24 protein-coding genes and 1 tRNA gene are annotated in these 25,400 nt (G+C 70.7%); 11 read left to right on the plus strand and 14 right to left on the minus strand.

What is annotated here, in order from left to right; all coding sequences use genetic code 11:
• Positions 1-232 precede the first annotated feature (232 nt).
• The gene (locus FHS39_RS14625; RefSeq protein ID WP_184349790.1) at positions 233-2,497 is read left to right on the plus strand and encodes a (Fe-S)-binding protein; all 2,265 of its coding nucleotides are present in this window, start codon (positions 233-235) and stop codon (positions 2,495-2,497) included.
• Between the two features lie 60 nt (positions 2,498-2,557).
• Here FHS39_RS14625 and FHS39_RS14630 read toward each other — a convergent pair whose 3' ends face one another.
• Complete coding sequence (locus tag FHS39_RS14630) at positions 2,558-3,364, minus strand: alpha/beta fold hydrolase (RefSeq protein ID WP_221462781.1); 807 nt, start codon at positions 3,362-3,364, stop codon at positions 2,558-2,560.
• Positions 3,365-3,490: 126 nt separating this feature from the next.
• Between FHS39_RS14630 and FHS39_RS14635 the strand changes: the two genes are divergently transcribed.
• Together FHS39_RS14635 and FHS39_RS14640 are read left to right on the plus strand one after the other, a co-directional pair.
• Positions 3,491-3,967 (plus strand): MarR family winged helix-turn-helix transcriptional regulator, encoded by a 477-nt coding sequence (locus tag FHS39_RS14635; protein WP_184349791.1) that lies wholly within the window; start codon positions 3,491-3,493, stop codon positions 3,965-3,967.
• Positions 3,968-4,108: 141 nt separating this feature from the next.
• The gene (locus FHS39_RS14640) at positions 4,109-5,044 is read left to right on the plus strand and encodes a Yip1 family protein (protein WP_184349792.1); all 936 of its coding nucleotides are present in this window, start codon (positions 4,109-4,111) and stop codon (positions 5,042-5,044) included.
• 88 nt (positions 5,045-5,132) lie between these two features.
• Here FHS39_RS14640 and FHS39_RS14645 read toward each other — a convergent pair whose 3' ends face one another.
• From FHS39_RS14645 to FHS39_RS14655, 3 genes are all read right to left on the minus strand, one after another.
• Entirely contained in the window at positions 5,133-5,630 is a 498-nt protein-coding gene (locus tag FHS39_RS14645; protein WP_099200074.1) for a phosphoribosyltransferase, read from the minus strand.
• A 28-nt stretch (positions 5,631-5,658) separates the two neighbouring features.
• Entirely contained in the window at positions 5,659-6,234 is a 576-nt protein-coding gene (dcd, locus tag FHS39_RS14650; protein WP_184349793.1) for a dCTP deaminase, read from the minus strand.
• 139 nt (positions 6,235-6,373) lie between these two features.
• Positions 6,374-6,538: a hypothetical protein gene (locus FHS39_RS14655; RefSeq protein WP_184349794.1), complete on the minus strand. Its 165-nt coding sequence runs from the start codon at positions 6,536-6,538 to the stop codon at positions 6,374-6,376.
• A 256-nt stretch (positions 6,539-6,794) separates the two neighbouring features.
• Here FHS39_RS14655 and FHS39_RS14660 point away from each other — a divergent pair.
• Positions 6,795-6,865: transfer RNA gene (locus tag FHS39_RS14660), tRNA-Gly, on the plus strand.
• Between the two features lie 58 nt (positions 6,866-6,923).
• Here FHS39_RS14660 and FHS39_RS14665 read toward each other — a convergent pair.
• Positions 6,924-7,097: a hypothetical protein gene (locus FHS39_RS14665; protein WP_184349795.1), complete on the minus strand. Its 174-nt coding sequence runs from the start codon at positions 7,095-7,097 to the stop codon at positions 6,924-6,926.
• Positions 7,064-7,582: a hypothetical protein gene (locus tag FHS39_RS14670; protein ID WP_184349796.1), complete on the minus strand. Its 519-nt coding sequence runs from the start codon at positions 7,580-7,582 to the stop codon at positions 7,064-7,066. Before FHS39_RS14670 ends, FHS39_RS14665 begins: the two co-directional genes overlap by 34 nt.
• Before the next feature lie 392 nt (positions 7,583-7,974).
• On the opposite strand from FHS39_RS14670, the gene FHS39_RS14675 reads away from it, so the two are divergent.
• The 3 genes from FHS39_RS14675 (at position 7,975) to FHS39_RS14685 (ending at position 13,906) form a co-directional block, all read left to right on the plus strand.
• Positions 7,975-8,922, plus strand: a complete 948-nt coding sequence (locus tag FHS39_RS14675) for an adhesin (RefSeq protein ID WP_184349797.1) — start codon at positions 7,975-7,977, stop codon at positions 8,920-8,922.
• A gap of 5 nt (positions 8,923-8,927) precedes the next feature.
• Positions 8,928-11,747: an ATP-binding protein gene (locus FHS39_RS14680; RefSeq protein ID WP_184349798.1), complete on the plus strand. Its 2,820-nt coding sequence runs from the start codon at positions 8,928-8,930 to the stop codon at positions 11,745-11,747.
• 575 nt (positions 11,748-12,322) lie between these two features.
• A complete protein-coding gene (locus tag FHS39_RS14685) occupies positions 12,323-13,906 on the plus strand; it encodes a protein kinase domain-containing protein (protein WP_184349799.1) in 1,584 nt (527 codons plus the stop codon).
• Positions 13,907-13,924: 18 nt separating this feature from the next.
• Here the strand turns inward: FHS39_RS14685 and FHS39_RS14690 are convergent, their stop codons facing one another.
• Positions 13,925-15,238 carry a helix-turn-helix domain-containing protein gene (locus FHS39_RS14690; RefSeq protein WP_343069583.1) on the minus strand — a complete coding sequence of 438 codons (1,314 nt, stop codon included), beginning with the start codon at positions 15,236-15,238 and terminating at the stop codon, positions 13,925-13,927.
• Between the two features lie 207 nt (positions 15,239-15,445).
• Between FHS39_RS14690 and FHS39_RS14695 the strand changes: the two genes are divergently transcribed.
• On the plus strand, positions 15,446-16,090 hold the full coding sequence (locus tag FHS39_RS14695) for a DUF4232 domain-containing protein (RefSeq protein WP_184349801.1): 645 nt from the start codon (positions 15,446-15,448) through the stop codon (positions 16,088-16,090).
• Positions 16,091-16,129: 39 nt separating this feature from the next.
• Here the strand turns inward: FHS39_RS14695 and FHS39_RS14700 are convergent, their stop codons facing one another.
• Positions 16,130-16,828, minus strand: coding sequence for a response regulator (locus tag FHS39_RS14700; protein WP_045932354.1), 699 nt, complete (start codon positions 16,826-16,828; stop codon positions 16,130-16,132).
• The gene (locus tag FHS39_RS14705; protein ID WP_343069585.1) at positions 16,825-18,063 is read right to left on the minus strand and encodes a sensor histidine kinase; all 1,239 of its coding nucleotides are present in this window, start codon (positions 18,061-18,063) and stop codon (positions 16,825-16,827) included. Before FHS39_RS14705 ends, FHS39_RS14700 begins: the two co-directional genes overlap by 4 nt.
• A 215-nt stretch (positions 18,064-18,278) precedes the next feature.
• Here FHS39_RS14705 and FHS39_RS14710 point away from each other — a divergent pair, with 215 nt between their 5' ends.
• Complete coding sequence (locus tag FHS39_RS14710) at positions 18,279-18,962, plus strand: DUF998 domain-containing protein (protein WP_184349802.1); 684 nt, start codon at positions 18,279-18,281, stop codon at positions 18,960-18,962.
• Positions 18,963-19,038: 76 nt separating this feature from the next.
• Here the strand turns inward: FHS39_RS14710 and FHS39_RS14715 are convergent, their stop codons facing one another.
• Positions 19,039-19,233, minus strand: coding sequence for a DUF2795 domain-containing protein (locus FHS39_RS14715; RefSeq protein WP_045932351.1), 195 nt, complete (start codon positions 19,231-19,233; stop codon positions 19,039-19,041).
• Positions 19,234-19,307: 74 nt separating this feature from the next.
• Positions 19,308-20,225, minus strand: a complete 918-nt coding sequence (locus tag FHS39_RS14720; protein WP_184349803.1) for a helix-turn-helix transcriptional regulator — start codon at positions 20,223-20,225, stop codon at positions 19,308-19,310.
• Between the two features lie 176 nt (positions 20,226-20,401).
• Here FHS39_RS14720 and FHS39_RS14725 point away from each other — a divergent pair, with 176 nt between their 5' ends.
• A complete protein-coding gene (locus FHS39_RS14725; RefSeq protein ID WP_184349804.1) occupies positions 20,402-21,847 on the plus strand; it encodes an MFS transporter in 1,446 nt (481 codons plus the stop codon).
• 115 nt (positions 21,848-21,962) lie between these two features.
• Entirely contained in the window at positions 21,963-23,537 is a 1,575-nt protein-coding gene (locus tag FHS39_RS14730) for an acyl-CoA carboxylase subunit beta (protein ID WP_184349805.1), read from the plus strand.
• A 10-nt stretch (positions 23,538-23,547) separates the two neighbouring features.
• Here the strand turns inward: FHS39_RS14730 and FHS39_RS14735 are convergent, their stop codons facing one another.
• From FHS39_RS14735 to FHS39_RS14745, 3 genes are read right to left on the minus strand one after another with little or no spacing between them, the layout of a single operon-like run.
• Positions 23,548-24,234: a nucleotidyl transferase AbiEii/AbiGii toxin family protein gene (locus FHS39_RS14735; protein WP_184349806.1), complete on the minus strand. Its 687-nt coding sequence runs from the start codon at positions 24,232-24,234 to the stop codon at positions 23,548-23,550.
• Positions 24,231-24,581, minus strand: a complete 351-nt coding sequence (locus tag FHS39_RS14740) for a transcriptional regulator (protein WP_184349807.1) — start codon at positions 24,579-24,581, stop codon at positions 24,231-24,233. Before FHS39_RS14740 ends, FHS39_RS14735 begins: the two co-directional genes overlap by 4 nt.
• Positions 24,582-24,612: 31 nt before the next feature.
• Positions 24,613-25,245, minus strand: a complete 633-nt coding sequence (locus tag FHS39_RS14745; RefSeq protein WP_184349808.1) for a hypothetical protein — start codon at positions 25,243-25,245, stop codon at positions 24,613-24,615.
• Positions 25,246-25,400: the final 155 nt, after the last annotated feature.

Below are 25,400 nucleotides of genomic sequence, written 5' to 3' on the forward strand. Positions count from 1 at the left end.
AGCACCGATCCAAACCTGTCAACAGACCTGAGTCGGGCACACTCAACTTTTATGTCAGTCTTACCGTCACTCAGGGGCAAGGGGTCGCCGCGAAGGGTTGCCTGCGCGACACAGATCACCGGCCCGTCGGGTTCATGGGCATGTGAATACTGGGTAATGTCGGCGGAGACTGGATAAGTTACTGCTTAGTAATCCAGACGTTCCCCGCTCTCGCAGGCACGAGGAGCCCCTCATGCAACTCGCCGCGATCATCGTGTCGCTGGTCCTCATCGCGGTCGCATTCCCGCTGTTCGGCCGTGCCATTTTCCAGATCTACCGCTTCGTACGGCTGGGCCAGCCCGTACCGGCCGGCACCCGCACGGACGATCCCAAGCAGCGCACGGTCACGGTGGCCAAGGAATTCCTCGGCCACACCCGCATGAACAAGTGGGGCACCGTCGGCGTCGCGCACTGGTTCGTCGCAGTGGGCTTCCTGGGGCTGCTGCTGACGATCGTCAACGCCGTCGGCCAGCTCTTCCAGGCCGACTGGCTGATCCCGATCATCGGCGACTGGCTGCCGTGGGAGCTGTGGGTCGAGGGCATCGGCACGCTGACGACGCTCGGCATCATCGTCCTGATCGTCATCCGGCAGCTGAGCAGGCCGGGCAACGCGGGCCGCAAGTCCCGCTTCACGGGCTCCAACACCGGCCAGGCGTACTTCGTCGAGGCCGTCATCCTCATCGTCGGCATCTGCATCGTGACGCTGCGCGCCCTGGAGGGCGCCCTGCACGGCGTCGACCACTACGAGGCCGCCTACTTCGCCTCGTACCCGCTGGTCGCCGCCTTCAAGGGGATGAGCCTCGGCACGCTGCAGAACCTCACCTACCTCTTCGCAATGATCAAGATCGCGACGTCCTTCATCTGGATGATCACGGTCTCGCTGAAGACGGACATGGGCGTGGCCTGGCACCGCTTCCTGGCCTTCCCGAACATCTGGTTCAAGCGCGAGTCCAGCGGCGACGTCGCGCTGGGCGCGCTGCAGCCGATGACGAGCGGTGGCAAGCCGATCGACTTCGAGGACCCGGGCGAGGACGACGTCTTCGGCGTCTCGAAGATCGAGGAGTTCTCCTGGAAGGGCATCCTCGACTTCTCCACCTGCACCGAGTGCGGCCGCTGCCAGTCGCAGTGCCCCGCCTGGAACACGGGCAAGCCGCTCTCCCCCAAGCTGCTCATCATGGCGCTGCGCGACCACGCGCACGCCAAGGCGCCCTACCTGCTCGCGGGCGGCGGCAAGGACGCAGAGGGCAACGAGAAGGCCTCCGAGGAGCAGCTGAAGGACGTCCCGGCGGCCGCCCTGGCCGAGGCCGAGCGCCCGCTGATCGGGACGCTGGAGGAGAACGGCGTCATCGACCCCGACGTGCTGTGGTCCTGCACCACGTGCGGCGCGTGCGTCGAGCAGTGCCCGGTCGACATCGAGCACGTCGACCACATCGTCGACATGCGCCGCTACCAGGTGATGATCGAGAGCTCCTTCCCGTCCGAGGCGGGCACGATGCTCAAGAACCTGGAGAAGAAGGGCAACCCCTGGGGCCTGGCGAAGAAGCAGCGTCTGCAGTGGACCAAGGAGGTCGACTTCGAGGTCCCGGTCGTCGGCAAGGACATCGAGGACCTGACGGAGATCGACTACCTCTACTGGGTCGGCTGCGCCGGCGCCCTGGAGGACCGCGCCAAGAAGACCACCAAGGCCTTCGCGGAGCTGCTGCACATGGCGGGCGTGAAGTTCGCCATCATGGGCGGCGACGAGAACTGCACCGGTGACTCCGCCCGCCGCCTGGGCAACGAGTTCCTCTTCCAGCAGCTCGGCCAGCAGAACGTCGAGATGCTGAACATGGCCTTCGGCGAGGATGCCGAAGAGGGTGTGAAGGTCGAGAAGGCGAAGAAGAAGATCGTCGCGACCTGCCCGCACTGCTTCAACACCATCGCCAACGAGTACCCGCAGCTCGGCGGCGAGTACGAGGTCATCCACCACACGCAGCTGCTGCAGCACCTCATCGACGAGGGCAAGCTCGTCCCCGTCACCCCGGTCGAGGGTCTGATCACCTATCACGACCCCTGCTACCTGGGCCGCCACAACAAGGTCTACACGCCGCCGCGCGAGATCATCGCCAAGGTGCCGGGCCTGCGGAACGAGGAGATGCACCGCCACAAGGAGCGCGGCTTCTGCTGCGGCGCCGGCGGCGCGCGCATGTGGATGGAAGAGCGCATCGGCAAGCGCATCAACAACGAGCGCGTGGACGAGGCGCTGTCGCTCAACCCCGACATCGTCTCGACCGCCTGCCCGTTCTGCCTCGTCATGCTGACGGACTCGGTCAACGGCAAGAAGAACGAAGGCAAGGCCAAGGAGTCCATCCAGGTCGTCGACGTCGCCCAGCTGCTGCTGGAGTCGGTGAAGACCCCGGCCGCTCCGGAGGAGGACGGCGAGACGGCGGACGCGCCGGAGCCCGAGCCGGTCAAGTAACGCCGGTACGCAATACAAAGACGGCCGGCCCCCTTCGCGGGGGCCGGCCGTTTCGTCGTCTCAGCGGCCGCCTTCCAGCCCCTCGACGACCACGTCCACGAACAGCTTCGGGTCCTCGAACGGCAGTCCGTGCCCGCCGTCCACGGCGACGTAGCGCGCCCCGGGGATCCGCGCCGCCAGCTCGCGCTGGTGGTGCTCCGGCACGATCTGGTCGTGCGTGCTGGCGATGACGGTCGTGGGTGCGGTGATCCGGTCGACCAGGCCGCCGATGTCCACGCGCGCGTCCAGCTCGATCTGCCGGACGACCCTGGGGTCGAGCATCGCGGTGAATCCGGCCGCGGCCGCCTCGAAGTCCTCCGCGGTCCGGGCCCGCAGCGTCCCGGGGCCCATCGCGGTCAGCTGCAGCAGCCGCGCGAACAGCTCCGGGTCGGTGCGCATCAGCCGCCCCCACAGGTCCGCCATGAATGCCATCTGCGGATCCGTCTTCACCAGGCCCGCATGCAGGACGAGCGAGGTCACCGCCTCCGGCCGCCGCCCGGCGACCGCCGCGGCCACCGCCGCGCCCAGGGAGTGCCCGACGACCGCGTACGTCGTAAGGCCCGCGTGCGCGGCCGCCGCCTCCGCCTGCTCGGCCAGCATCTCCACGGTCAGCGGGCCGCCCGCGTCCGTGGTGGCTCCGGAGCCGGACAGGTCGGGCGCCACGACCGTGTAGCGATCCCGGACGGCGTCGATCAGCGGCCGCCAGTTGATCTCCCCGGTGGCCCCGGTCCCGTGGACGAGCAGCAGTCCGGGCCCCTCCCCCTCCACCAGGTACTCGACCGCGCTCACGCCGCCTGCCTGCTCGATCTCCACGACCGGCACACCCATCGCCCCCAGACATTCCTAATATCAAGACTCTTATATGCATCAGAACCCTGACGGTTCTGCTTGAGTGCAGCTTGCACCCCGGCCACCGCGGGAGTCAACTCCCCGCCCCGGCTAGCCTTCTGTCCCATGAGCGCCGAAGAGAAGATCCGGGCCGCGATGGACGCCCGGCTGGGCAGCCACATCAAGCGGGCCGAACAGGCCCTCATGGCGGAGAAGGCCCGTGTCCTGCGCCCCTTCGGCCTGACTGTCCCGCAGTACGCGGCCCTCTACGCCTTGTCCCTCGCGCCCGGCTCCTCGGGGGCGGCCCTCGCGCGGACGTGCGCCGTCACGCCGCAGAGCATGGCGTCGCTGCTGTCAGGGCTGGAGGCCCGGTCCCTGATCGAGCGGCGGCCCTCTCCCGACCACGCCCAGGCCCTGATCACCCGCCTCACGCCGGAGGGCCGCGTGCTGCTGCTCAGGGCCGACGCGGCGGCACGGGAGGTCGAGGCGCACCTGTCGGCCGCCTTCGCGCCCGAGGAGGAGCGGCAACTGCGCGAACTGCTGAGGCGCGCGACCGAGGCGCTGAGCGGGCCGCGACGACCATTGGCTGCCCCGCAGGAATGAAACCTCCCCACGGGCCACACGCCCCCTGAGGTTTCCCCTAAGGGATGTCACAGCTCGGCCGCAAACCCGGGCCGGTTCTCCCGGGCCCGGCTTCCGCACCCTCCGTGAGCGGGTACGTTCGAAGGCGTGGCTGGATTCAGGATGGGACGCGGACGGGACTCGCACGGCCCCGGTCCCGCGCGGCAAGGACAGGGTCCCGGGCAGCAGGCCCCGCACGGCGGGCAGGCCCCCGGGCAGGGCGGCATACCCGGCGGCGGGTACGGCGGCCACGGCGGCGGATACGGGGGCGGGCCGCAGCAGTGGCAGCAGCCCGCCGCTTACGACGAACCGGAGTACTTCGGCGGCGGGCAGCAGCAGCCGTACGGCGGCCATCCGGGCGCCCCGGGCCCGTACCAGGCGCCACCCGCGGCCGACCCCGGCCACACCCGGCAGTTCAGCCTCGGCGAGGCCCCGGACGCGTACGCGCCCTACGGCGACGACCAGGGCTACGGCGACGGCAGCACGTACCAGGCGGGCGCGCCCGCGCCGCCGAGCGGCCCCCGGCTGCACTGGAAGGACCTGCTGACGGGCATCGTGCTGCGGCCCAACGCCACCTTCTGGCAGATGCGCGACCATGCCGTGTGGGGCCCGGCGCTGATCGTCACCTTCGGCTACGGCCTGCTCGCCGTCTTCGGCTTCGACAAGGCCCGCAAGGACGTCCTCAACGCCTCGTTCGCCAGCAGCCTGCCCTCAGTGCTCGTCACCGGCGTGATCGTGCTGATCGCGGGGCTGATACTCGGCGCGGTCACCCACACGCTGGCCCGGCAGCTCGGCGGCGACGGCATGTGGCAGCCCACCGTCGGCCTGTCCATGCTGATCATGTCGATCACCGACGCGCCGCGCCTGCTCTTCGCGATGTTCCTCGGCGGCGACAGCACGCTGGTCCAGGTGCTGGGCTGGGCGACCTGGCTGGCGGGCGGCGCGCTGCTGACGTCGATGGTGAGCAAGTCGCACGACCTGCCGTGGCCGAGGGCGCTCGGGGCGTCGGCGATCCAGCTGGTGGCGCTCGTCTCGCTCATCAAGCTGGGCACCCTGTAGGCACCCTGCACATACGCCGAGGGCCCGCTTCGATCACGGTCGAAGCGGGCCCTCGGCATATCTGCGTACGGCGTGGGTGCCGGCCTGCTCAGGCGTCCAGGATCTGGCCCTCGCGGCGGACGACCGGCGGCTCGACGGACCACGGGAAGTTGATCCAGTCGTCCGTGCGCTTCCACACGTACTCGCACTTCACGAGCGACTGCGGCTTCTCGTAGATGACCGCGCTGCGCACCTCGGCGACGTGGTCGAGGCAGAAGTCGTGCACCAGCTTCAGCGTCTTGCCGGTGTCCGCGACGTCGTCGGCGATGAGGACCTTCTTGTTGGAGAAGTCGATCGCGTTCGGCACGGGGGCCAGCATGACCGGCATCTCGAGCGTCGAGCCGACACCGGTGTAGAACTCCACGTTGACCAGGTGGATGTTCTTGCAGTCCAGCGCGTAGGCGAGGCCGCCTGCGACGAAGACGCCGCCGCGCGCGATGGACAGGATGATGTCCGGTTCGTAGCCGTCGTCCGCGATGGTCTGCGCCAGCTCACGGATGGCCTGCCCGAAGATCGGGTAGGTCAGGTTCTCGCGGATCTCACTCACTGTTGCTCTTCGCCTTGTCCCTGGTCGCTCAGACCTGCGTACGGTGGAAATTCTGGAAGGACCGCGAGGGCGTCGGCCCGCGCTGGCCCTGGTAGCGAGACCCGTGCTTCGCGGACCCGTAGGGATGCTCGACGGGAGACGACAGCCGGAACATGCACAGCTGGCCGATCTTCATCCCCGGCCACAGCTTGATCGGCAGCGTGGCCATGTTCGACAGCTCCAGCGTCACGTGCCCCGAGAAGCCCGGGTCGATGAAGCCGGCCGTCGAGTGCGTCAGCAGACCGAGCCGGCCGAGGCTGGACTTGCCCTCCAGACGGGAGGCGACGTCGTCGGGGAGCGTGATCACCTCGTACGTCGAGGCCAGCACGAACTCGCCCGGGTGCAGGATGAACGCCTCGTCGCCCTCGGGCACGACCTCGCGCGTGAGGTCCGCCTGCTCGACGGCGGGGTCGATGTGCGGGTACCGGTGGTTCTCGAACACCCGGAAGTAGCGGTCGAGGCGCACATCGATGCTCGACGGCTGCACCATCGACTCGTCGTACGGATCGATCCGCACCCGGCCTGCGTCGATCTCGGTCCGGATGTCCTTGTCTGAGAGAAGCACGGGTCGAGGATACGCGGAGAAGCCGGACAAGCGGACAACCGGACAGCACAGGCCCGGTCCGAAGGGACCGGGCCCGCCCACTGCCGATCGTTCACGATCACTTGTTCACGATCAGCTGTTCGTGATCACCTGTTCATGATCAGCGCTTCTGATGCGCCACCGGCACCGACTGCCGCAGCCGGGCGCAGCGCGGGCAGCGCAGCAGCCGCCCGGGGCCGATCCGGCCGGGGCCGAGATTCTGCATCGGGAACGAAGCGGTGCTGAACACGTGCCCTTCGGCACAACGAACGACGGTGCGCTCCATCGAGCTCCCTTTCCCCTACATGTGAAAGACAAAAGCCACATTAGGGGATCTATCCGACCGAGCTTAACCCGGCACCCCGGCAGCCCCTCACCCTTTCCCGCGCCCCCACGGTACGCCCCAACTCCCGTCCCCCACGCCCGCATCCTCACTGCCCCCACACCCCCCTCACACGACAAGAAGGCCACCACGGCAAGTGCACCGGGGGCCTTCGATGGGGTAGAGTGTGCGACGATGCGAGGCCCCGAGGGGCCTTCGCGCGGGCGTAGTTTAATGGTAGAACATGAGCTTCCCAAGCTCAGAGCGCGAGTTCGATTCTCGTCGCCCGCTCTTTATGGAAACCCCAGGTCGGATGACCTGGGGTTTTTTGTTGCCCAGACCTGTTTCGTCAGCCACCGAGGACGACGTACGTGATCGCCGAGTACAGCGCGACGAAGGCCCAGACGAAGCAGTTGAGGCCCATGACGACGGCGCAGCCGAGGTGGAAGAGGGAGCCGAGCAGCACACCGGTCGCGGCCAGCGCTTCGGTCAGGTGCAGGGCGGTGGCGGGGGCGAGGGCCATCGGCCGATCCGGTGCGGGCGGGAGAGGAACACGGCCTCGGGCGCGTGCGACCCGCGTTCCCCCGCCGTCTGCGCGATGACGAACTGCACGCGCACGTCCTCACCGGTCCCGGCCGGGGTCCGCGCCCGCTCGGTCGCGTAGCGCAGCAGCAGGAGGCAGCCGGTCGAGTGCGGGGTTGCCGGGTCCGAGCAGGTGAGGTCGCCCTTGGCCAGCGTGGTGGCCAGGTCGAAGAGCTGTTTGTGGTGACGCCGGTCGGGGTTCCACAGGACGTTCCACCAGCGCCGCTCGAACACGGGCGTCACCTCGCGCCACGGCCCGTGCTCCCCGCCGGGCGAGACCCTGCGGACCAGCAGGTGGTAGTCGTGGGTGCCCGGCACGGGCGCGAAGAAGTGATACCGCGGCACGAGACCGAGCAGGTCGTAGCGGCCCTGCCACGCCGCCACCCGGCCCCGGACCGGCGCCAGTTGGGCGACCGCCGACAGCATCCCTTGATAGCGGAGCCGACGGCTCCGACGGCAGAGGAGCGCGGGAGCACGCACCAGCGGACGGGACGCACTCCGCACACCTGACACGGGCTGCCGTATAGCTGGTCATTGCGTGAATGTACGAGGCTCGTGCATCAGGTTTGACGAAGGGGACGCTGCCCACGGCGGTGTCGGAAGTGCCTGCGGCAATGGATGCCAATTCCGGTCGCGGGCGTGGGCTCGAAGCGGGCGTGGGTGACCAGGGTGACCCGGTGCCCGGCCCGTTCCAGGGTGTACCGGCCCGGCATTTGTATCCCCTTGAGCCCGCCTGGACACCCGCTGATCTGAAATTTCGATAAGTTGCCCTGCCGAACGATCAACGACGGACGTCAGATCCCGATGCGGAGTACGACATGAGCACTTATCCGGGCAGCACCGGCGGGCCGGCCGGCTGGGCGGCCTCGGGGGCGACCGGCCCCAACGGCTCCTACCGGAACCAGACACTGAAGTACCAGCCGGTCGAGCTGAGCTTCGACGAGTCGGTGACCCTCCGGACCGTCTTCGGCCACTGGTGCACCGCCGCCTTCGCCGCAACCGCGGTCTGGCTGGCCTGTGGGCTGTTCGGACTGCTGACGAACGGTTTCGACTTCGACGCCGTCGGCCCCAGCTTCACCGTCGGCGGCATCCTGGGCTTCATCGTCTTCTGGTTGATCCTGCTGTTCGCATCCTTCACCGAGCCCGTCTCGGAGTGGCGAACGCTGCTGGAGGACAAGGCCCAGGCGTCCCCGTCCGCCTACGCCGCGATCTACGGCGCGCTGGCCCGCCGGCGCATCCCGGTGTCCGCCGTGCCGTCCCGGATACGCAGCGATGTCCTGCAGCCGGAGGCGGTCAGCAACCGTCTGGTCATCAGCAGCGGCCGGTACGTGGCTTACGTCTCCGTATTCGAGTACGGCACCAGCCTCTACCTGGGCTGGACGATGTGGCGTATCCGCCCCGGAGCGGTGATCATCGGCACGTACCTCAAGGACCTCCTCGGCGGAATGCTCGGCCGCACCGGCAACGTCAACCAGATGCTGCGCACCGAGCGACCGCGCGCGATGCGGGAGGCAGTGCACTCGGCGGTCCGGGAAGGCGTGGAGATCGCGGTGCAAGGCGTCGAGGTGCCCATCGCGTCGACCTTCGGGCAGGATCTGCCCATCGTGTCCGCGGCAGGGCAAGGGCCGGCAGCGGCCGGCCCACCGAACCCGCCTGCGCCGCCGGCCATGCCCGTCGTACCGCCCGGACAGTCCGCGCCGCCCGCGGCGCCCGCGGCGCCCGGCAGCCCCGACGGCAACAGCCCCGCCTCCTCCTGGAACCGCTGACCGGCATGGATCAGCAGACCGTCCGGCCGGCCCCGCCGGGTGTCCTGACCGTCGGTGACGGGACGGCCGTGTGGGCCTGGGCGGCCGTCCGTATCGAGGCCGCGGCCGACCTCACCGAGACCAGGGAGTACGCGGACCTCCCCGAGGACGAGCGCCGGATCAAGGCGGTCGCCGCGGAGACGGCCTGGCTGGCGGGCCAGTGGGACACCGGCCACGACGCCCGCATCGAGCTGCGCTACCTGACGGACCCGGCTGAGCGGCGCATCTCGTGTGCGCTGCTCGCCCGGGTCCGTGCCGGCAGCCAGGACTCCGCCGTGACAGCTGCGCTCGCCCTCCGCGACCGGCTGGGACAGCTGCCGCACCATGTGCACAGCGCTCCGGTCGAGGACAGCGCCGAAGTGGCGCGGTGGCTCACGCCGTTCACTCCCGATCCGGCGGGTCTGGCCGAGATCCGCAAGCGCTATCGGACAGGCCTGCCCAACCGGCCCGACGCGGGCGTGCACTACTACCTCGCCCCACAGCCGTTCACCGCAGCAGCGCCTCCGTGGGACGCCCTGTGGCAGGCGTTCACCACGCACCCGCACCCGCTCATGCTCACGGTCGGCCTCGAACCGTACCGGCTGCCGGACGACCTCGGGCCGCTGCTGCACCGCATCGCCACCCACTACGGGCGGCTGGCGGCGCCGGGTCAGATGCCGGAAGGTCTGTGGTCCCCCGGCACCCAACTCGCCCCGGATGCCTTCGCCGTCGACGCCGCCAAGGTGTACACGGACGCCACCCGCCGCTACACCGACCGCGCCTTCCGCATACGGATCGCGCTCGCTTCCCCCGGCCCGCTCCCCGAAGCCCTTGCCGAGCTGGTCGGCGCCACGGTCTCCCCCCAGGAGCGGGCCGCCCAGGGGACCGCGTTGACCGGGACATTCACCGGCCCCGCCTACGTCACCGTACGACCGGCGCCACCGGAGCTGGCCGCGGCGTGGACGGGAATCACGACGCTGGAGCATGCGCGCTGGGGCGGCGACCAGCGCTGGCAGCTGCCCGAACCCCTGTCCCCGCCGCTGCGGCTGCTGTCCGAACTGGTCGACGCCCGTGAAGCCGGCGCCGCACTGCGGCTGCCGCTCGCCGTCCACGGCCATATGCCGGGCTTTCCCGTACGCAGGCCCGACATGGCGCTGGAGACCGACTACCGGCCCGACGGCCCGGCAATCGAACTCGGCCGGCAGCTGGTGCACGGCGCCCCCGCCGGCCCGCTGGGAATCGGCCTCGGCTCCCTCACCCGGCACGCCCTGTTCGTCGGCACGACCGGCTCGGGCAAGACGAACACCACCCTGGCCTTCTGCCAGCAGCTCTGGCGCGACCACAAGGTGCCGTTCCTGGTGCTGGAGCCGGTGAACTCCGAGCTCGACGACTATCGCTGGCTGGCCACCCGCCCCGGCTTCGAGGACCTGCTCGTCCTCACCGTCGGCGACGAGACCACGGCACCGTTCCGGCTGAACCCCTTCGAGGTGCCGCCCGGGGTCCGGATCAGCACCCACACGGCCGGGCTGCTTGCCTGCTTCGACGCGGCATTCGGCCTCTGGGACCCGCTGCCGGCCATCTACAACCGGGCACTGCGCAACACGTACGCGCGCAAGGGCATCGTCCCCACCGACGTCTCCACGCCCGCGCATGCCGGGTCCTGGCCCACGCTCCGCGACTTCATCACCGAGATGCGCAAGGAGTGCGAACAGCTCGGCTACTCCGGAGAAGTCCGGGACAACATCATCGCCGCGTCCCGGCTGCGCGCGGAATCGCTCGCGGAGGGCGCCTGCGGCAGCACGCTCGACTGCGCACGCTCGTACCCCGTGGAGGAGCTGCTCAGCCGCCCGGTCGTCATCGAGCTGGCGGGCGTCGGTGACAACGAGAAGGAGCAGTCCCTCGTGACCGCTCTGATCCTGCAAACGATGACGGAGCACTACAAGGCGACCCGGCGGGGCGACGGCCTCTCCCACGTCACCGTCATCGAGGAGGCCCACCGGCTGCTCGGGCGCCCCGTCGCCTCCGGCGGCGACAGCAAGGAGGGCAACGCGCAGGCCCGCGCGGCACAGGCGTTCGCCAACACGCTGGCCGAGAACCGTAAGTACGGGGAGGGCCTGGTGATCGTCGAGCAGGTCCCGGAGAAGCTCATCGAGGACGCGTACAAGAACACCAACCTCAAGGTCATGCACCGGCTTCCGTCCGCGTCCGACCGCGAGCTCATCGGGGGCACGATGCGCTTCGCTCCGGACCAGGAGCGGTACGCGTCGTCCCTGGAGCCGTTCCAGGCCTTCGCGCACCACGATGGGATCGACCGGCCGGCCCTGATCCGGGTGCCGAACGTACGGGCCGAGGCGGCGGCGGAGACCGGGGTGGCCCGGGCGCCGCTCGCCGGCAACGCGGAACTGGCCGACCGGTTCCGCGCCTTCGCCGAGGCGACACCGGACGTGGACGCGGCTCTTGCCCCCTTCCCGGACTGCGAGGGCTGCCGCCACCGCTGTACGTTCCGCTCGCGGGCGGCGACCGCGGTGTGGCCGGAGCACGGGGAGGAGCTGAAGAAGAAGGTCGTCGACTATCCCAGGACATCGGCTGCCCAGGCCGAGTGGTGGTCCCGCACGGCGGATTGGGTGGCGGGGATCGCCGACACGGTCGCCCCACCGGGTGCCGCCCCGGAAGCGGTCGAGGACTACCGCGCCTGCGTCTTCATCCACGTGGCCCAAGCGGCGTGGAAACGGAAGACGCTGCCCTGGGTGCGCCTGTACCGCAGCCATGCGGTGCGGGGCCGAGGCGGAACGAAAGCCGATTCATGAGCGGAGGACGCCGGAACCCGAATTCCCGGCCAAGGAGCTGACGTGGCCGCCTCATTCGAAGCCCTTCACGACAAGCCCATCGAGTTCGTCGGGCAGGGAACCACCCAAACTGGTCGACTCCTCTGCCTGCTCTCAGGAGACGACTACACGGTTCGTATCGAATGCTCGGGCAGTACCTTCGAGAGTTCCTCCCCCAGTGCGTTCGGCGCACTGGCAGAGATACGTCTGCGGCTCGAAGATGAAGGGCTGATCCCGGCCCTCGAAGGGGCGCGCCGGGATGTATATCCCAGCCGTATGGCATTGGACATGGGCGGTGGGCGGCGCTCCCATCGTTGGCCGGCCGCGGGGAGGCCCTTCACCGTCGTGGGAGAAGCTTCGGGCATCCAATTCCATCGGGATGCCGAGAGGATGACCGGGTCACCCCGGCCGGTGCCCCCGGTCGTCGATGGGCTGGGTGGCCGGTCTCTCCGGCGTCGCGGTGCTGGTCGCGGCGCCCCGGCTCGTCCTGTGTTGTTGCCCTCTACCCTTGAGGCCGCGCGCTTGCGAATGGTGAACGGTGGCGAACGGAGCATGCGGTGGCAGCGGGGGAAGCGAACGGCGAAGAGCTGATAGGCAAGGTGCTCGGAGGGCGCTACCGGGTGACCGCCGTGATCGGGCGCGGCGGCATGGGCGTGGTTGCGCGGGCGGTGGACGAGCTGCTGAACCGCGAGGTCGCCGTCAAGGTCCTGCGGGCCTTCACCGACGCCACCACGCCCGAACTGCTCGACCTGCGGACCCGGATGCAGCGGGAGGCGCAGGCCGCCGCCCGCATCCGGCACAGCGGCGTGGTCACCGTGCACGACGTGACCGAGGAGCAGGGCCTGCCGGTCATCGTCATGGAGCTCGTCGACGGGCCCTCGCTCGACGACGTGCTGGCAGAGCGCGGCATGCTGGAGCCGCATGAGGCCGCGGCGATCGGCGCCAAGTTGATGGACGCGCTCGACGCCGCGCACCGGGTCGGCGTGCTGCACCGGGACGTCAAGCCGGGAAACGTGCTGCTGGAGCACGGTGGGCGGGTCGTGCTCACCGATTTCGGCATCGCCAGCATGGAGGCTTCCGGCGACGAGGCCATGACCAAACTGACCCAGAGCGGTCAACTCGTCGGCTCCCTCGACTATCTGCCGCCGGAGCGCGCACAGGGCAGGGAGCCCGGTCCCGCGTCGGACATCTGGTCCCTCGGCATGACGCTGTACGCGGCGGTGGAAGGAACGTCACCCTTCCGTCGCACGTCCGTGTGGTCCACCTTGTCGGCAATCATCACCGAGCCCCTGCCGGCGCCCCGGCGCTCGGGACCGCTCACGCCGGTGCTGCAGGCGCTGATGGCGAAGGAGCCGGAGCACCGGCCGACCGCCGACCAGGCGCGCGCAATGCTGGAGCAGGTGGCCGAGGGCAGGGCGCCGGCCCCCGCGCCGCCGGCCCCCGCACCTGAGCCGCCGCAGGCCGCCGTCACCCCCACGCCGACGCAGGCCACCACCCACGCGCCACCGCCCGGGTTCGGCGCTGCCCCGCCCTTCCACCAGCCTTCCCCGCAACCTCCGCAGACCGGCTTCCCCCCGCCCGAAGCGCCCGCCCGCCGACGGCGCCGCAGCCGCCCTCTCATCGCAGCGGCCGCCGCCCTCGTCGTGCTGGCCGGAGGCGGCATCACGTACGCCTTGACCGGAAAGCAGGACGGAACGACCGGCGGCGAGGCGCAGGCGCCGTCCGGGGTCAGCTCCCCGGCGGGCGGCGGACGGCCGGGCGGAGGCACGACCACCGGCGCGATCCCCCCGTCGTCCGCAAACCCCCACGGAACACCGTCGCGCTCGTCGGCCTCGCCGAAGGGCAAGCCCGGTGCCAGTGCCACTGCCGTGTCGAAGAGTTGCAACGGCTGGAGCCACCAGGACCCGAAGCCGGGCGCCTACGGCTACCTGACCGGCGACTACCACCTGACGACGGGCCCGTACGAGTCGTGCCCCGCCGTGACCCGGGCCAAGGCCGGCACCAAGCTCTGGTACCACTGCTCGGTCAACAACGCCTACGGCAACAAGTGGATTTACGTCCGCATGGAGGGCACGAGCACCTCGGGCTGGATGTCCAGCGACAACCTCACCCGCCAGAGCGGGCAGGCCGTCCACTGTTAGCCTCGGCGGCCCCGAGGGTCAGGACGACAGCTGCGCCCAGGCGTTCGGGCCCGCGTTGTACCAGTAGCGGTGGTCGGTGTTCAGGGCGACCGTGCGGAACGGGCGGCCGTGGTCGTCGATGCGGGTGGTGCCCTGGCGGTCGCCGCTGCTCCATGCCAGCACCAGGTACCAGCTGACGTCCTGGCCGAGCGTCGAGGCGTCGATGTTCAGCACCTGCGGGTCGTTGACGGACACCTTGTACGGGAAGTCGGTCGAGCTCGTCGGCCTCTCGCCCTCCCTGCCGGGGACGGGCCGCGGTCGCGGTACGGCGTCGTCGAGGTCGACGGCGAACGACGCGGGGGCCAACGCGCCGCCGCAGCCCGAGCCCATGGTGTACGCGTTCCAGCGCGGTGCCTTGCGGGCGCCGTCCACGTGGACGTACAACGCGTGCAGCACCACGGGTCTGTTGTCCGTGCCCTGGACGGTCACCTGCATCCGCAGGTGACCCGCCGGTACGGCGTGCAGGGCCGCGGCCCAGCCGTCGGTCGCGTGCCGGGCGGGCGGCGGTGGGACCTTGCCGGGCTCCTGGTCCAGGGCGAACCACTGGTCGCAGGGGCTTTCCCAGTTGTCGGGCAGGACGTTGACGGTGAACGGGTCGGCTGCGGCGGCGTCCGGGGAGCTGCCTGCCGCTGCCTTCTCCTCAGCAGCATGCGGGGAAGCCGCCCGGGATGCCGCCTGTGCCGATGGCGTCGGTGTCGCCGCGGGGGACGAGGACCGGCCGTCCGCGGTGACCGTGCCCGCCGCCTCTCTCAACGTGCCCTCATGCGACGCCGCCCGCGACGCGCTGTGCCGCACGGCGGGAGATGCGGCACCGGAGTGCGAGCCTCCCAAGGACGAGACGGCGACGGCGGTGCCGGCGACCACGGTGGTGGCGACGGCCGCCGCGGCAGCGAGCAACAGCCGCCTGCGGCGCCCGGTCCCCGCCTCGGGTATCCGGACGGTGGTCGGCTCCACCACCGGGGGTGGCGCCGCTTCTCCGTCCGGCGCCGCCGCGGTCTCCGGTTCCACGGGGACCGGCCCGGTGTCCTCGGTGGCGCTCGCCGTCGCCCGGCGGCGCTCCGCGACCGCCAGGATCCACTGCCGGTGCAAGGCGACCAGTTCGTCGGCCGACGCCCCGCAGACCTTGGCGAACCTCTCCACCGGGGCGTAATCGGAGGGCACCGTCGCACCGTTGCAGTAGCGGTGCAGGGTCGAAGTGCTGGAGTGCAGGCGCTTGGCGAGCGTGCCGTAACTGCGTCCCGAACGCTCCTTGAGCTCGCGCATCAGTTCCGCGAACCGATCGGTCTCCCGCACTGTTCCACCCTCCCCCTCGCCCCGGAACCACGTTCCAGGCTCGACCATTCCCCCAGGTGAGAGGGGGCGGAACCGTTCCAGGGTTCCAACTTCCCCGGCACGGACCCCACTGGGACGAAACCGGCCGCACAGTTGCGCCGTCAGCCGGTCGGCCACGCCGACCGGACTCATCGCCCAGTGTGCGATCCACCCGACGGGAAATTCCTCATGTCCGCGCCGCGCACCCTCACTTCGCTCGCCGCCCTCGCCCTCGGCTCCGCCGCCTTGGTCGGCTGCGCCGGCCCGTCCCCCGCCTCATCCGGAGCCACTGCATCCGCACCGGCCGCGGAGCCCGCCGCGGCTCCCACCTCGGTCACGCAACCGACGGCCAAGCAGCCCGCGGCCAAGCACTCCCCGACGGCCCACCCGTCCCCGGCGAAGGGCGGCTCGTCTCAGGCGGGGATTGCCTACTGCCGGGCCTCGCAGCTCACCGTCACCGCCACTCCCGTGACTCGCCCGGAGAACCACCTGCTGATCACCGCCCGCAACAAGAGCGGCAAGCGCTGCAACCTGGGCATCATCGGCCTCGTCACCTTCGACGGAATGAACGGGAAGAGCGGAAAGAACGAGAAGGTCCGCGCCGAAGCCCCCGGCGGCCTCGGAGGCGGTCCCACCATCCTGGAGCCCGGCTGGGCCGGCTACGAGGGCGTCGCCCTCGACCGTCAGGACGCCCCCGGCGACGGCACCCAGGCCACGGCCCTGGCCGTCGAGACCGAGGGCGGCGGTGTGATCAAGGTGCCTGTCGCGGTCCACGTCCACTCCCCGGCCGTCACCCCCTGGCGGGACTCGCCCGCCGACGCCCTCGCCGACTGATCCCGGGCCGGTCCCGGCGCGAGGCCGCCGCTCCGGTGGTCACGCGTCTGCTGCCCAGGGGCCCATCAGGCCCTCTTCATAGGCGAGGACGACTGCCTGGGTGCGATTGCTCGCGCCCAGCTTGGTCAGCACGTTGCCCACGTGCGTTTTGACGGTCTCCAGGCTCACCTGCAGCTGTGTGGCGGCCTCTTGGTTGGACCGGCCCTTGGCCATGAGCCGCAGGATTTCCCTCTCGCGGCCGGTGAGCGCGGCCGCCCTGCCGGTGGGCGCGTGCCGCGGTACGGGCCTGGCGGCGGCCAGCCGGCGGACGGCGTCCGGGAACAGGAGGGAGTCGCCGGTGGCCACCAACCGGATGGCATGCGCGATCTGCTGGGACGGCGCCCGCTTCCGGATGAACCCGCTGGCGCCTGCCCGCAGGGCGTCGTAGACGTGTTCGTCGTTCTCGAAGGTGGTGATGACGATGACCTTCGGCGGGTCGGCCAGCGCGGAGCGCAGCCGCCGCGTGGCCTCGATGCCGTCGACGGACGGCATCCGCACGTCCATCAGCACGACGTCGGGGCGCAGCCGCTCCACCAGGGGAAGCACTTCGGCTCCGTCGGCGGCCTCGCCGACGACGTCCAGGTCGGGCTTGGCCGACAGCAGGGCCCGCAGTCCGGTGCGGGTGAGCTCGTCGTCGTCGACGATGAGGACGGTGACCGGCGGGTCGGGGTCGGGGGCGGTGCTGCCGCTCGCGTTCATGGCGCCGACCGTAGCGGTATGCGTGCGGCGAGCCGCCAGTGCGTGCCGTGCTCGTCCGTGGGCCCCGAGGACACCTCGCCGCGCAGCAGCCGCACGCGCTCGCTGATCCCCGTCAGTCCGTGCCCGCGCTCCCTGCCCGGGCGGAAGGGCACCGTGGCGGCGAGCGGGTTGACGAGCTCGACCTCCAGCCAGCCGTCCCGAACGGCGACGCGCAGGGTGATGCCCGCCATGTCGCTGTGGCGCATGGCGTTGGTCAGGCCCTCTTGGACGATGCGGTAGGCCTCGCGGGACACGACGGCCGGTATTCGGGTGAGGTCCCCCGCGGTCTCGACGTGCACCTGGGCGCCCGCCCCGCGGACCCGCTCGGTCAAGGGGCCCAGGTGGGCCAGGGTGCGCTGCGGTGTGGTGGGCGACTGCCCTTCCCGCAGGACGCCGAGCACGTGGTCGAGGTCGTCCATCGCCGTGCGGGACGTCTCCTCGATGCTGTTGAGGGCGCGTCGGGCCGCGTGTGGATCGCTGTCCATCAGCTCCGCTGCGACGGCGGCCTGGATGGTCGAGGCCGTCAGGGTGTGGCCTATCGAATCGTGCAGCTCCTGGGCCAGTCGATTGCGCTGGGCCAGCAGGTCCAACTGCTGCTCCGCGGCGGCCAGCCGCTCGGCGGCGCGGGGGCCGAGGAGGAGCGGGGCGAGCAGGCGCAGGACCGCGGCACCGCCGACGGCGGCGTATCCGGCGAGCGCCAGGCATCCGGCGGCTGCAGCCACCGTCCACAGCCCCGGCCATCCGGGCTCCACGGGGACGGTCCAGCCGAAACTCGCCACCGGCCCACCACCGCTCAGCCAGAAGGTGGGGAGGATGAGGGCCGCGAAGACCGCGAGGCAGGCCACCGCGGTCACCGCCCCGCCCACCGCCATATGCGCCCCCAAGTACGCCGAGGTCCGCAGCCGGTCCGTCCAGGCAGGGGCCGGCGCTTCCGGCGGCTCGGAAAGACCGGTGGCCGCAAGGCCGTTGGCCAGCCGGATGCACCCGCGGCGCGCCGCACGAGGAGCGCCCATGGCCACGAGCACCGCGCACAGCGCGACGCAGAATCCCACGGTGCGCAGCGCCGTCGGCCACTTCGGCGAGGCCACGACGAGGGCCAGGGCCATCGGCGGCAGGCTCATGGCCGCGCCGATGCCCGCGTACACCCAACTCCGGTACGCGGCCTGGCCGAAGAGCGGACGAATCACGGTGCTCACGGCCTGAACAGTACCTTCAGGCTCCTCGGCGCACCTCCCCCGGAAGAGCGAGTACGGACTCCCTCTGCCAGGGGATTTTGCAATTCCCCCGTCACAGCGATGCGCAGGCGCCCCACCGGTTGAGAGCGTTCACGAAGGAAAAGCGACTCAATTCGCGGCCCTGAAAGGCAATCGTGAAATCGAAACCCGCGGCGCGTTCCGAAGCCCCAATCTCCATGGCCCCCAGAACCAGTGCCGCAAAAATCGGCGCGGCCCTGTGGATCACCGCCGTCGTGCAGTTCCTCGTCGTCCAGCTGGCCGTGGAGGCCGGCTGGCGCACGCCCTACAGCTGGGCGGCCAACAACATCAGCGACCTCGGCAATGTCCACTGCCAGACCTGGGACGTCTCCCGCCCCCGCTATGTGTGCTCGCCCCTGCACGCCGCCATGAACGCCTCGTTCATCGCCCACGGCGTCCTGCTGCTCGCCGGAACGCTGCTGGCCGGCGCCTGCTGGGGCCGCGGGCCGGTGTCGGTGAGCGCCAGGGTTCTGATGGTCGTCAACGCCGTGGGATGGGTCATCGTCGGCCTCGTGCCCGCGGACGTCGACGAGAACCTCCACGTACTGGGTGCGCTCTTCATCATGGGGCTGGGCAACATCGGGCTCGTCTGCACCGGATTCGTCCGCCGGGATTCGCTGTTCGGCGGGCAGCGCCGCACGACCCTCGCGCTCGCCGCGGCCGCGGTGATTGCGACGGTGATGTTCTTCGGTCAGCTCGATCCGGGAACGGGCCTGGGCGGCCTGGAGCGCATCGCGGCCTTCGCCCTGGACGGGTGGGCCCTCGTGATGGCCCTCGCTGTGTTCGGAGTGTTCCGGCGCCCCGTTCCGGAGGTACCCGGGAAGCCGGAAACCCCGTTCTAGCGCGGATCCCGCTCCGGCGCGGATCCCGCTCCAGTGCACAAGCCCCAGGCGGACGGCCTGGGGCTTGTCGTGGTTCTCAACCCGTACCGAAGACGTCCTTCTGGACCTCGGTGGGGTTGTTGTAGGTGTCCTTGGAGTGGGCCTGCAGGCGTCTGACCACGTCGCTGCTCGCCTTGTTGTCCTCGGCGAGCCGGGCGAGGTCCTTGCCTCTCGCGGGGTAGTGGGCGCCCTTCAGGACCTGCTGCACATCGATCGGGTTCTCCTGAGCCATAACGGATTCCTCTCGGTTTGTGCCGGTATGCCAGTATCCCGCAGTCCGATTCTGGCCGCCCCGGGCCCACCCCGCTACCCGGAGGCCTGCGACCCCCGTCCCGTGCCCGTTTCCACGGCCGTTTCCGCCGCGGTCTCCGCCGTTTCTTCGGTCTCCAGATCCGCCAGGTCGAGCAGGGTCATCGCGTCGTGGTCGGGGGTTCCGGGCGGCGCCATGTAGATCACCATGCGCTGGCCGTCCGTGCGGTTGAGGGAGAGCACCTCGTGGGTGAGGGTCATCGTGCCGACGGACGGGTGGTGGAAGGTCTTCGCACCATCGCCGATGCTCCGCACCTCGTACCGCTCCCACAGCCGGTTGAAGTCCGGGCTCTTCACCACCAGTTCGCCGATGAGCGCCGCCAGGTCCGGGGCGTCCGGATCGCTTCCCGCCACGGCGCGCAGCTGGGCGACGCAGCCCTTGGCCTTCTGCTCCCAGTCCGGCCACAGGTCGCGGGCGGCCGGGTGGAGGAAGGTGTAGCGAATCGTGTTGCGCTGCCGTGCGGGCCAGTTGGCCATGCCGTGCAGCAGGCGCATGCCGCCGGGGTTCGCGGCCAGCAGGTCGTTGGTGCGGCTGACGACGTACGCCGGATTGGGGCGGACCGTCTCCAGCAGCAGCTTCACGCTGGGGCGGACGGTGCGGGAGGGGCGCGGGCGCGGTTCGGGTGCGCGGCGGGCCGCCTGGGCCGCGAGTTCGCGCAGGTAGGTGCGCTCTTCGTCGTTCAACCGCAGTGCACTGGCCAGTGCTTCGACCACGGCGGGGCTGGGGCGGGTCTCCTTTCCGCGCTCCAGGCGGGTGTAGTAGTCGATGCTCACGCCCGCGAGGGTGGCCAGTTCCTCGCGGCGCAGGCCGGGGGTCCGGCGCACTCCGGGGCCGGCCGGCAGCCCCACGTCGGCGGGGCGGACGCCGCTCCGGCGGGCCCGCAGGAATCGTCCCAGCTCGGTCTGGTCGGTCATGCGGTCAGTCTGCCAGCGGGCTGCCGGGGCCCGGCAGCCGCGTGGGGGGCCCTGTCACACCCCCGCTCGCCACACCCCGGAAAAGCGCGGTCTGCCTTCTTCCCGCACGTCGGCCCAGTCTGGTGACCAGCGAACAGGCAACGACCCCCGCCACCTTGAGCGCCCCGGAGGACCACATGACCACGACCTTGAGCGAACGGCCGACTGCAGAACAGCCGACGGCAGAACGGCCGACTGCACCCCGCACCTCGCCCCCGGCCGCCGCAGCCGCAGCCGCACCCCGACAGGTGTCGTCCCGGGTGGTGCTCGGCGCGGCTCTCCTGGGCTTCTTCGTGATCGGCCTGGACGCCTCCGCCGTCAACGTCGCGCTGCCCGCGGTCGGACGGACGCTGGGCGGGACCACCGCCGGGCTGCAGTGGATCGTCGACGCCTACACGCTGATGTTCGCGGCGCTGCTGCTGTCGGCGGGCGCGCTCTCGGACCGGATCGGGGCCAACCGGGCCTTCGCCGCCGGGCTGGTTGTCTTCACCGCGGCCTCCGTGGCCTGCGGCTTCGCTCCCTCGCTGGTTCCCCTGATCGGCGCCCGGCTGGTGCAGGGCGCCGCGGCGGCGGTCATGCTGCCCTCGTCGCTGGCGCTGGTCCGCCAGGCGTTCCCCGAGGCGGCCGAGCGGGCCCGGGCGATCGCGCTGTGGACGGTCGGCGGTGCCGTCTCGACGGCCGCCGGTCCGGTCGTCGGCGGGGCGCTGACCAGCTCGCTGGGCTGGCAGGCGATCTTCTTCCTCAATATCCCCGTCGGTCTGCTCACCCTCGCGGTCCTGGCCCGGGTGCCGAGCTCGCCGCGCCGGGCTGCCTCCATGGACCCGCTGGGCCAGCTGACGGCCGTGATCGCGCTGGGCGCCCTGACGTTCGGGGTGATCGAGGGCGGCGCCTCCGGCTTCGGCACGCCTTCGGCGATAGCCGGCCTGCTCGTCGCCGCCCTGGCTGCGGCCGCCTTCGTGGTGACCGAGATGCGCGTCGCCGACCCGATGGTGCCGCTCAACCTGTTCCGCTCCCGTACGGCCTCCGTCAGCCTGGCGATCGGCTTCGCGGTCAACGCGGCCTTCTACGGAACGGTCTTCGTGCTCAGCCTGTTCTTCCAGCAGGTGCTCGGCCAGTCGGCCGTGGCCGCCGGTCTGATGTTCCTGCCCATGACCGCGCTGGTCGCCGTGGCGAACGTCAGCTCGGCGAAGGCCGCGGCCCGCTTCGGCCCGCGGATGCCCATCACCGTCGGACAGCTGGTCTGCGCGCTCGGGCTGCTGGGCCTCCTCGGGGTGGACGCGAGCACCGACAAGCTGCTGATCGCGCTGATGCTCGTACCGCTCGGCATCGGCCTGGGCTTCGCGGTCCCGTCCCTGACCGCCGTGATGCTGGGCGACATCGACCCGGCCCGCGCGGGCATGGCCGGCGGTGTGCTCAACGCGGGACGCCAGACCGGCGGCGCCCTGGCCGTGGCGGTCTTCGGCGCCCTCGTCTCCGACCGCGCCTCCTTCGTCCCGGGCATGCACCTGAGCCTGCTGACCGCGGCCCTGCTGCTCCTGGTGACGACGGCCGCGGCCCTGGCCCTGCCCCGCGGGCGGCGGTGAGGCGCCTCCGGCGCCCCAGCGTCCCCACCCATCCCCCAGCCCGCCTCCAGAGCCCCGATAGCCGCCCGGCTCAGGCTCGTCGGTCAAGTGGTGCACCTCGGCTGAAAGGGCACGCATGAGCATCGTCGACGACAGTGAGGCGAATGTGCGGCGCCGTGTCGCGGAGCTTGCCGGGATACGGGAGAAGGTGCGGCGCGGGCCCGGCGCCCGGGCGACCGAGGCGCAGCTGGCCAAGGGCAAGCTGACGGTGCGGGAGCGGATCGGACTGCTCCTCGACGAAGGGTCGTTCACGGAGATCGAGGGGCTGCGGCGGCACCGGGCCACCGGTTTCGGGCTGGAGGACAAGCGGCCGTACACGGACGGCGTGGTCACCGGCTGGGGCACCGTGTACGGGCGGACGGTCTTCGTCTACGCCCACGACTTCCGGATCTTCGGCGGGGCACTGGGCGAGGCCCACGCCTCGAAGATCCACAAGGTGATGGACCTGGCGGAGGCGGCGGGCGCCCCGCTTGTGGGGCTGTGCGACGGGGCCGGCGCCCGGATCCAGGAGGGGATCACGGCGCTCGCGGGCTACGGCGGGATCTTCCGCCGCAACGTGCGCAACTCGGGGGTGATCCCGCAGATCAGCGTGGTGCTGGGGCCGTGCGCGGGCGGCGCTGCCTACTCCCCGGCGCTGACGGACTTCGTGTTCATGGTGCGGGGCACCGCGCAGATGTTCATCACGGGCCCGGACGTGGTGCAGGCGGTCACCGGCGAGGAGATCACGCACGAGGCGCTGGGCGGCGCGGACGCGCACGCCGGGGTGTCCGGGGTGGCGAGCGGCGCGTACGCCGACGAGGAGAGCTGCCTGGACGACGTCCGCTACCTGCTCTCCCTGCTGCCGTCCAACAACCGTGAACTCCCGCCCCACGAGCCCTCGTCCGACCCGGTGGACCGGCGCACCGAGCGGCTGCTGGACCTGGTGCCCGCCGACCCCTCCCGCGCCTACGACATGCGCCGGGTGCTCGAAGAGGTCGTCGACGACGGGGAGTTCTTCGAGATCCAGCCGGCCTGGGCGACCAATGTGATCTGCGCACTGACCCGGCTGGACGGGCACGTCGTGGGCGTCGTCGCCAACCAGCCCGCCTCACTGGCCGGAGTGCTGGACATCGATGCGGCCCAGAAGGCGAGCCGCTTCGTGCAGACCTGCGACGCGTTCAGCATTCCGCTGGTGACGCTGGTGGACGTGCCGGGCTTCCTGCCAGGGGTGGCGCAGGAGCACGGCGGCATCATCCGGCACGGTGCCAAGCTGCTCTACGCCTACTGCGACGCGACCGTGCCGCGCGTGCAGCTCATCCTGCGCAAGGCCTACGGCGGCGCCTACATCGTGATGGACTCCCGGTCCATCGGCGCGGACGTCTCGCTGGCCTGGCCGACCAACGAGATCGCGGTGATGGGTGCCGAGGGCGCGGCCAATGTCATTTTCCGCCGGGAGATCGCGGCCGCCGAGGACCCCGGCGCGGTGCGGGCGCAGAAGGTCAAGGAGTACCGCAACGAGCTGATGCACCCGTACTACGCGGCCGAGCGGGGCCTGGTCGACGACGTCATCGACCCGGCCGAGACCCGCTCCCGGCTGATCGGCGCGCTGGCGATGCTGCGGTCCAAGGACGCGCCGGTGCCCAGCCGCAAGCACGGCAACCCGCCGCAGTGAGCGCTGCCGCTCACTCCTCCTCGGAGGGCGGTTCCTCGTAGGGCGCTTCCTCGGCCAGCCGCTCGCCGATGTCGTCGGCCCACTCCTGGGCCCAGCGGCGCAGTCCGGCAATCTGGGTTTCGTCGAGCCCATAGTCGATGAACTCGCGGTCGTCCATCCATTCCGCTCCCTCCAGCCGTGCTCGGAGGTCCGCAAGGTCGAAGCCGCCCCACGCGTGCCGTTGCCCGTACTCCTCCAACTCGGTATGGGACCAACGCGCGGAGGCGGCATGGGCATCGATGAGATCTCGGGCTACACCCCGCTCGGCCAGGGCCACCATCTTCGCGGCGATGACATCCTCTACGGGCAGCACCGGACCGTACACGGTCTGCAAGGGCGCACCGCTCATCGTCTGCTTGAGGATGTCGACCTCGCAGTCCTCGCAGGTGGCCGGGTCGGTCACCATGAAGCGAGCCGACAGCGCATCGAGTTCCAGCTGCGCGATGTGCCAGCCACGCGCTTCCAGCCCCGCTCGCAGGGACGAAGCGACGTCCGACAACTGCGCAGATGTGTCCGTAGCGACGTCCAGATCGCGGCTGACACGGTCAACCAGGCCATGAGCTTGCACCGCATAGCCGCCGGTGAGCACGAGCGGATACGGAGTACCCACAGCGATCACGTCGGCAAGAAGCCGCCGATGCAACTCGGGGATCTTCACGCCGCCTTCTGCTTGCCGTGCGTGGAGAGCTCGGTGAAGGCGCCTTCCCAGACGTCCCGGATATCACGGCTGATCAGTGTCCGCAGCACCGGCCACAACATCACCAGCAGATCGCGGTTGAGGAACTGGATCAAATCATCGCGCTGTCCCTCGGCCATCACGATGCGGTACAGGCTCATTCGCAGCTTTGGATGGTCGAGGTCGAAACTGCACAGTCCCGACCAGCAGACGTGAAGCGGCAGATCGACAACGCCGTGGGCGGGGCCGTTGAGGTCCGCGAGAGAATCAGGGAGGCGTCGCGCAAACTTGGCGCGACGCAGCTCCCGATAGCTTGGCTCAGGCGACATGCACCCGATTATTCCGCATGAGCCCCCAAAATCAGTGCCCCGGCCATCCGTCCAGGTGACGGTGCACGGTGACCTCAGGCCGGGTCCCCTTGACTGTGGTAGCACCCGGCTTCGACAGCAGGGCCTTGACCTCCGCGGCCAGCGCGTCGGCCCGCTGCTTGAGCTGGGTGGCCGGGAGGCGGGAGGCGCCGAGGGCGTCCAGGCGGCGGTGGATGTCGTCGAGCTGCCGCTTGGTGTCCTGGGTGAGGGCGGCGGGGTGCGCGGTGGAGAGGACGAACTGGTAGGCGCCCGCCAGCGTCTGGCACCCGGTGCAGTGCTCGTTGACCGCGTGCCCCTCGTTCACGGCGTTGAGGTGCACATGGTCGCCCGAGAGGGTCACGATCTGGAAGGACAGCGCCACCGAACGGCAGGCGTCGTCGGCGGTGCAGCCGACGGACTTGGCGTCGGCGTTGTTGCGCAGGCCGGCGCCCACGACGGTGCCGAACTGGTGGACGGTGAAGCTGTCGCGGTACTGGACGTGGTGCCGGTGGTCGGCGGTGGTGCGCACGCCGTCGCGGGCGACGACGACGGCCTCGGAGGCCTGGGCGGGGCCCGCGGTGGCGGCGGTGGCCACCCCGGCGGCCAGCAGGCCGATCCTCAGCAGACAGCGGGACGTGGGGTTCATGGGATTCCTCCTGTGAAATCTGTGACGGCTGTGAGCGCCGTAAGGCTGTGAATGCCGTAAAGGCGGTGAAGGGCCCGCGGTGGCGGCCGGTGCGCCGGCTCACCGCGAAGCGCGACGTGCGATCACTGACGACGTGCGATCACTTACACGGACAG

This window comes from Streptomyces olivoverticillatus (genome assembly GCF_014203555.1).
In the GTDB taxonomy this organism is placed as follows: domain Bacteria; phylum Actinomycetota; class Actinomycetes; order Streptomycetales; family Streptomycetaceae; genus Streptomyces; species Streptomyces olivoverticillatus.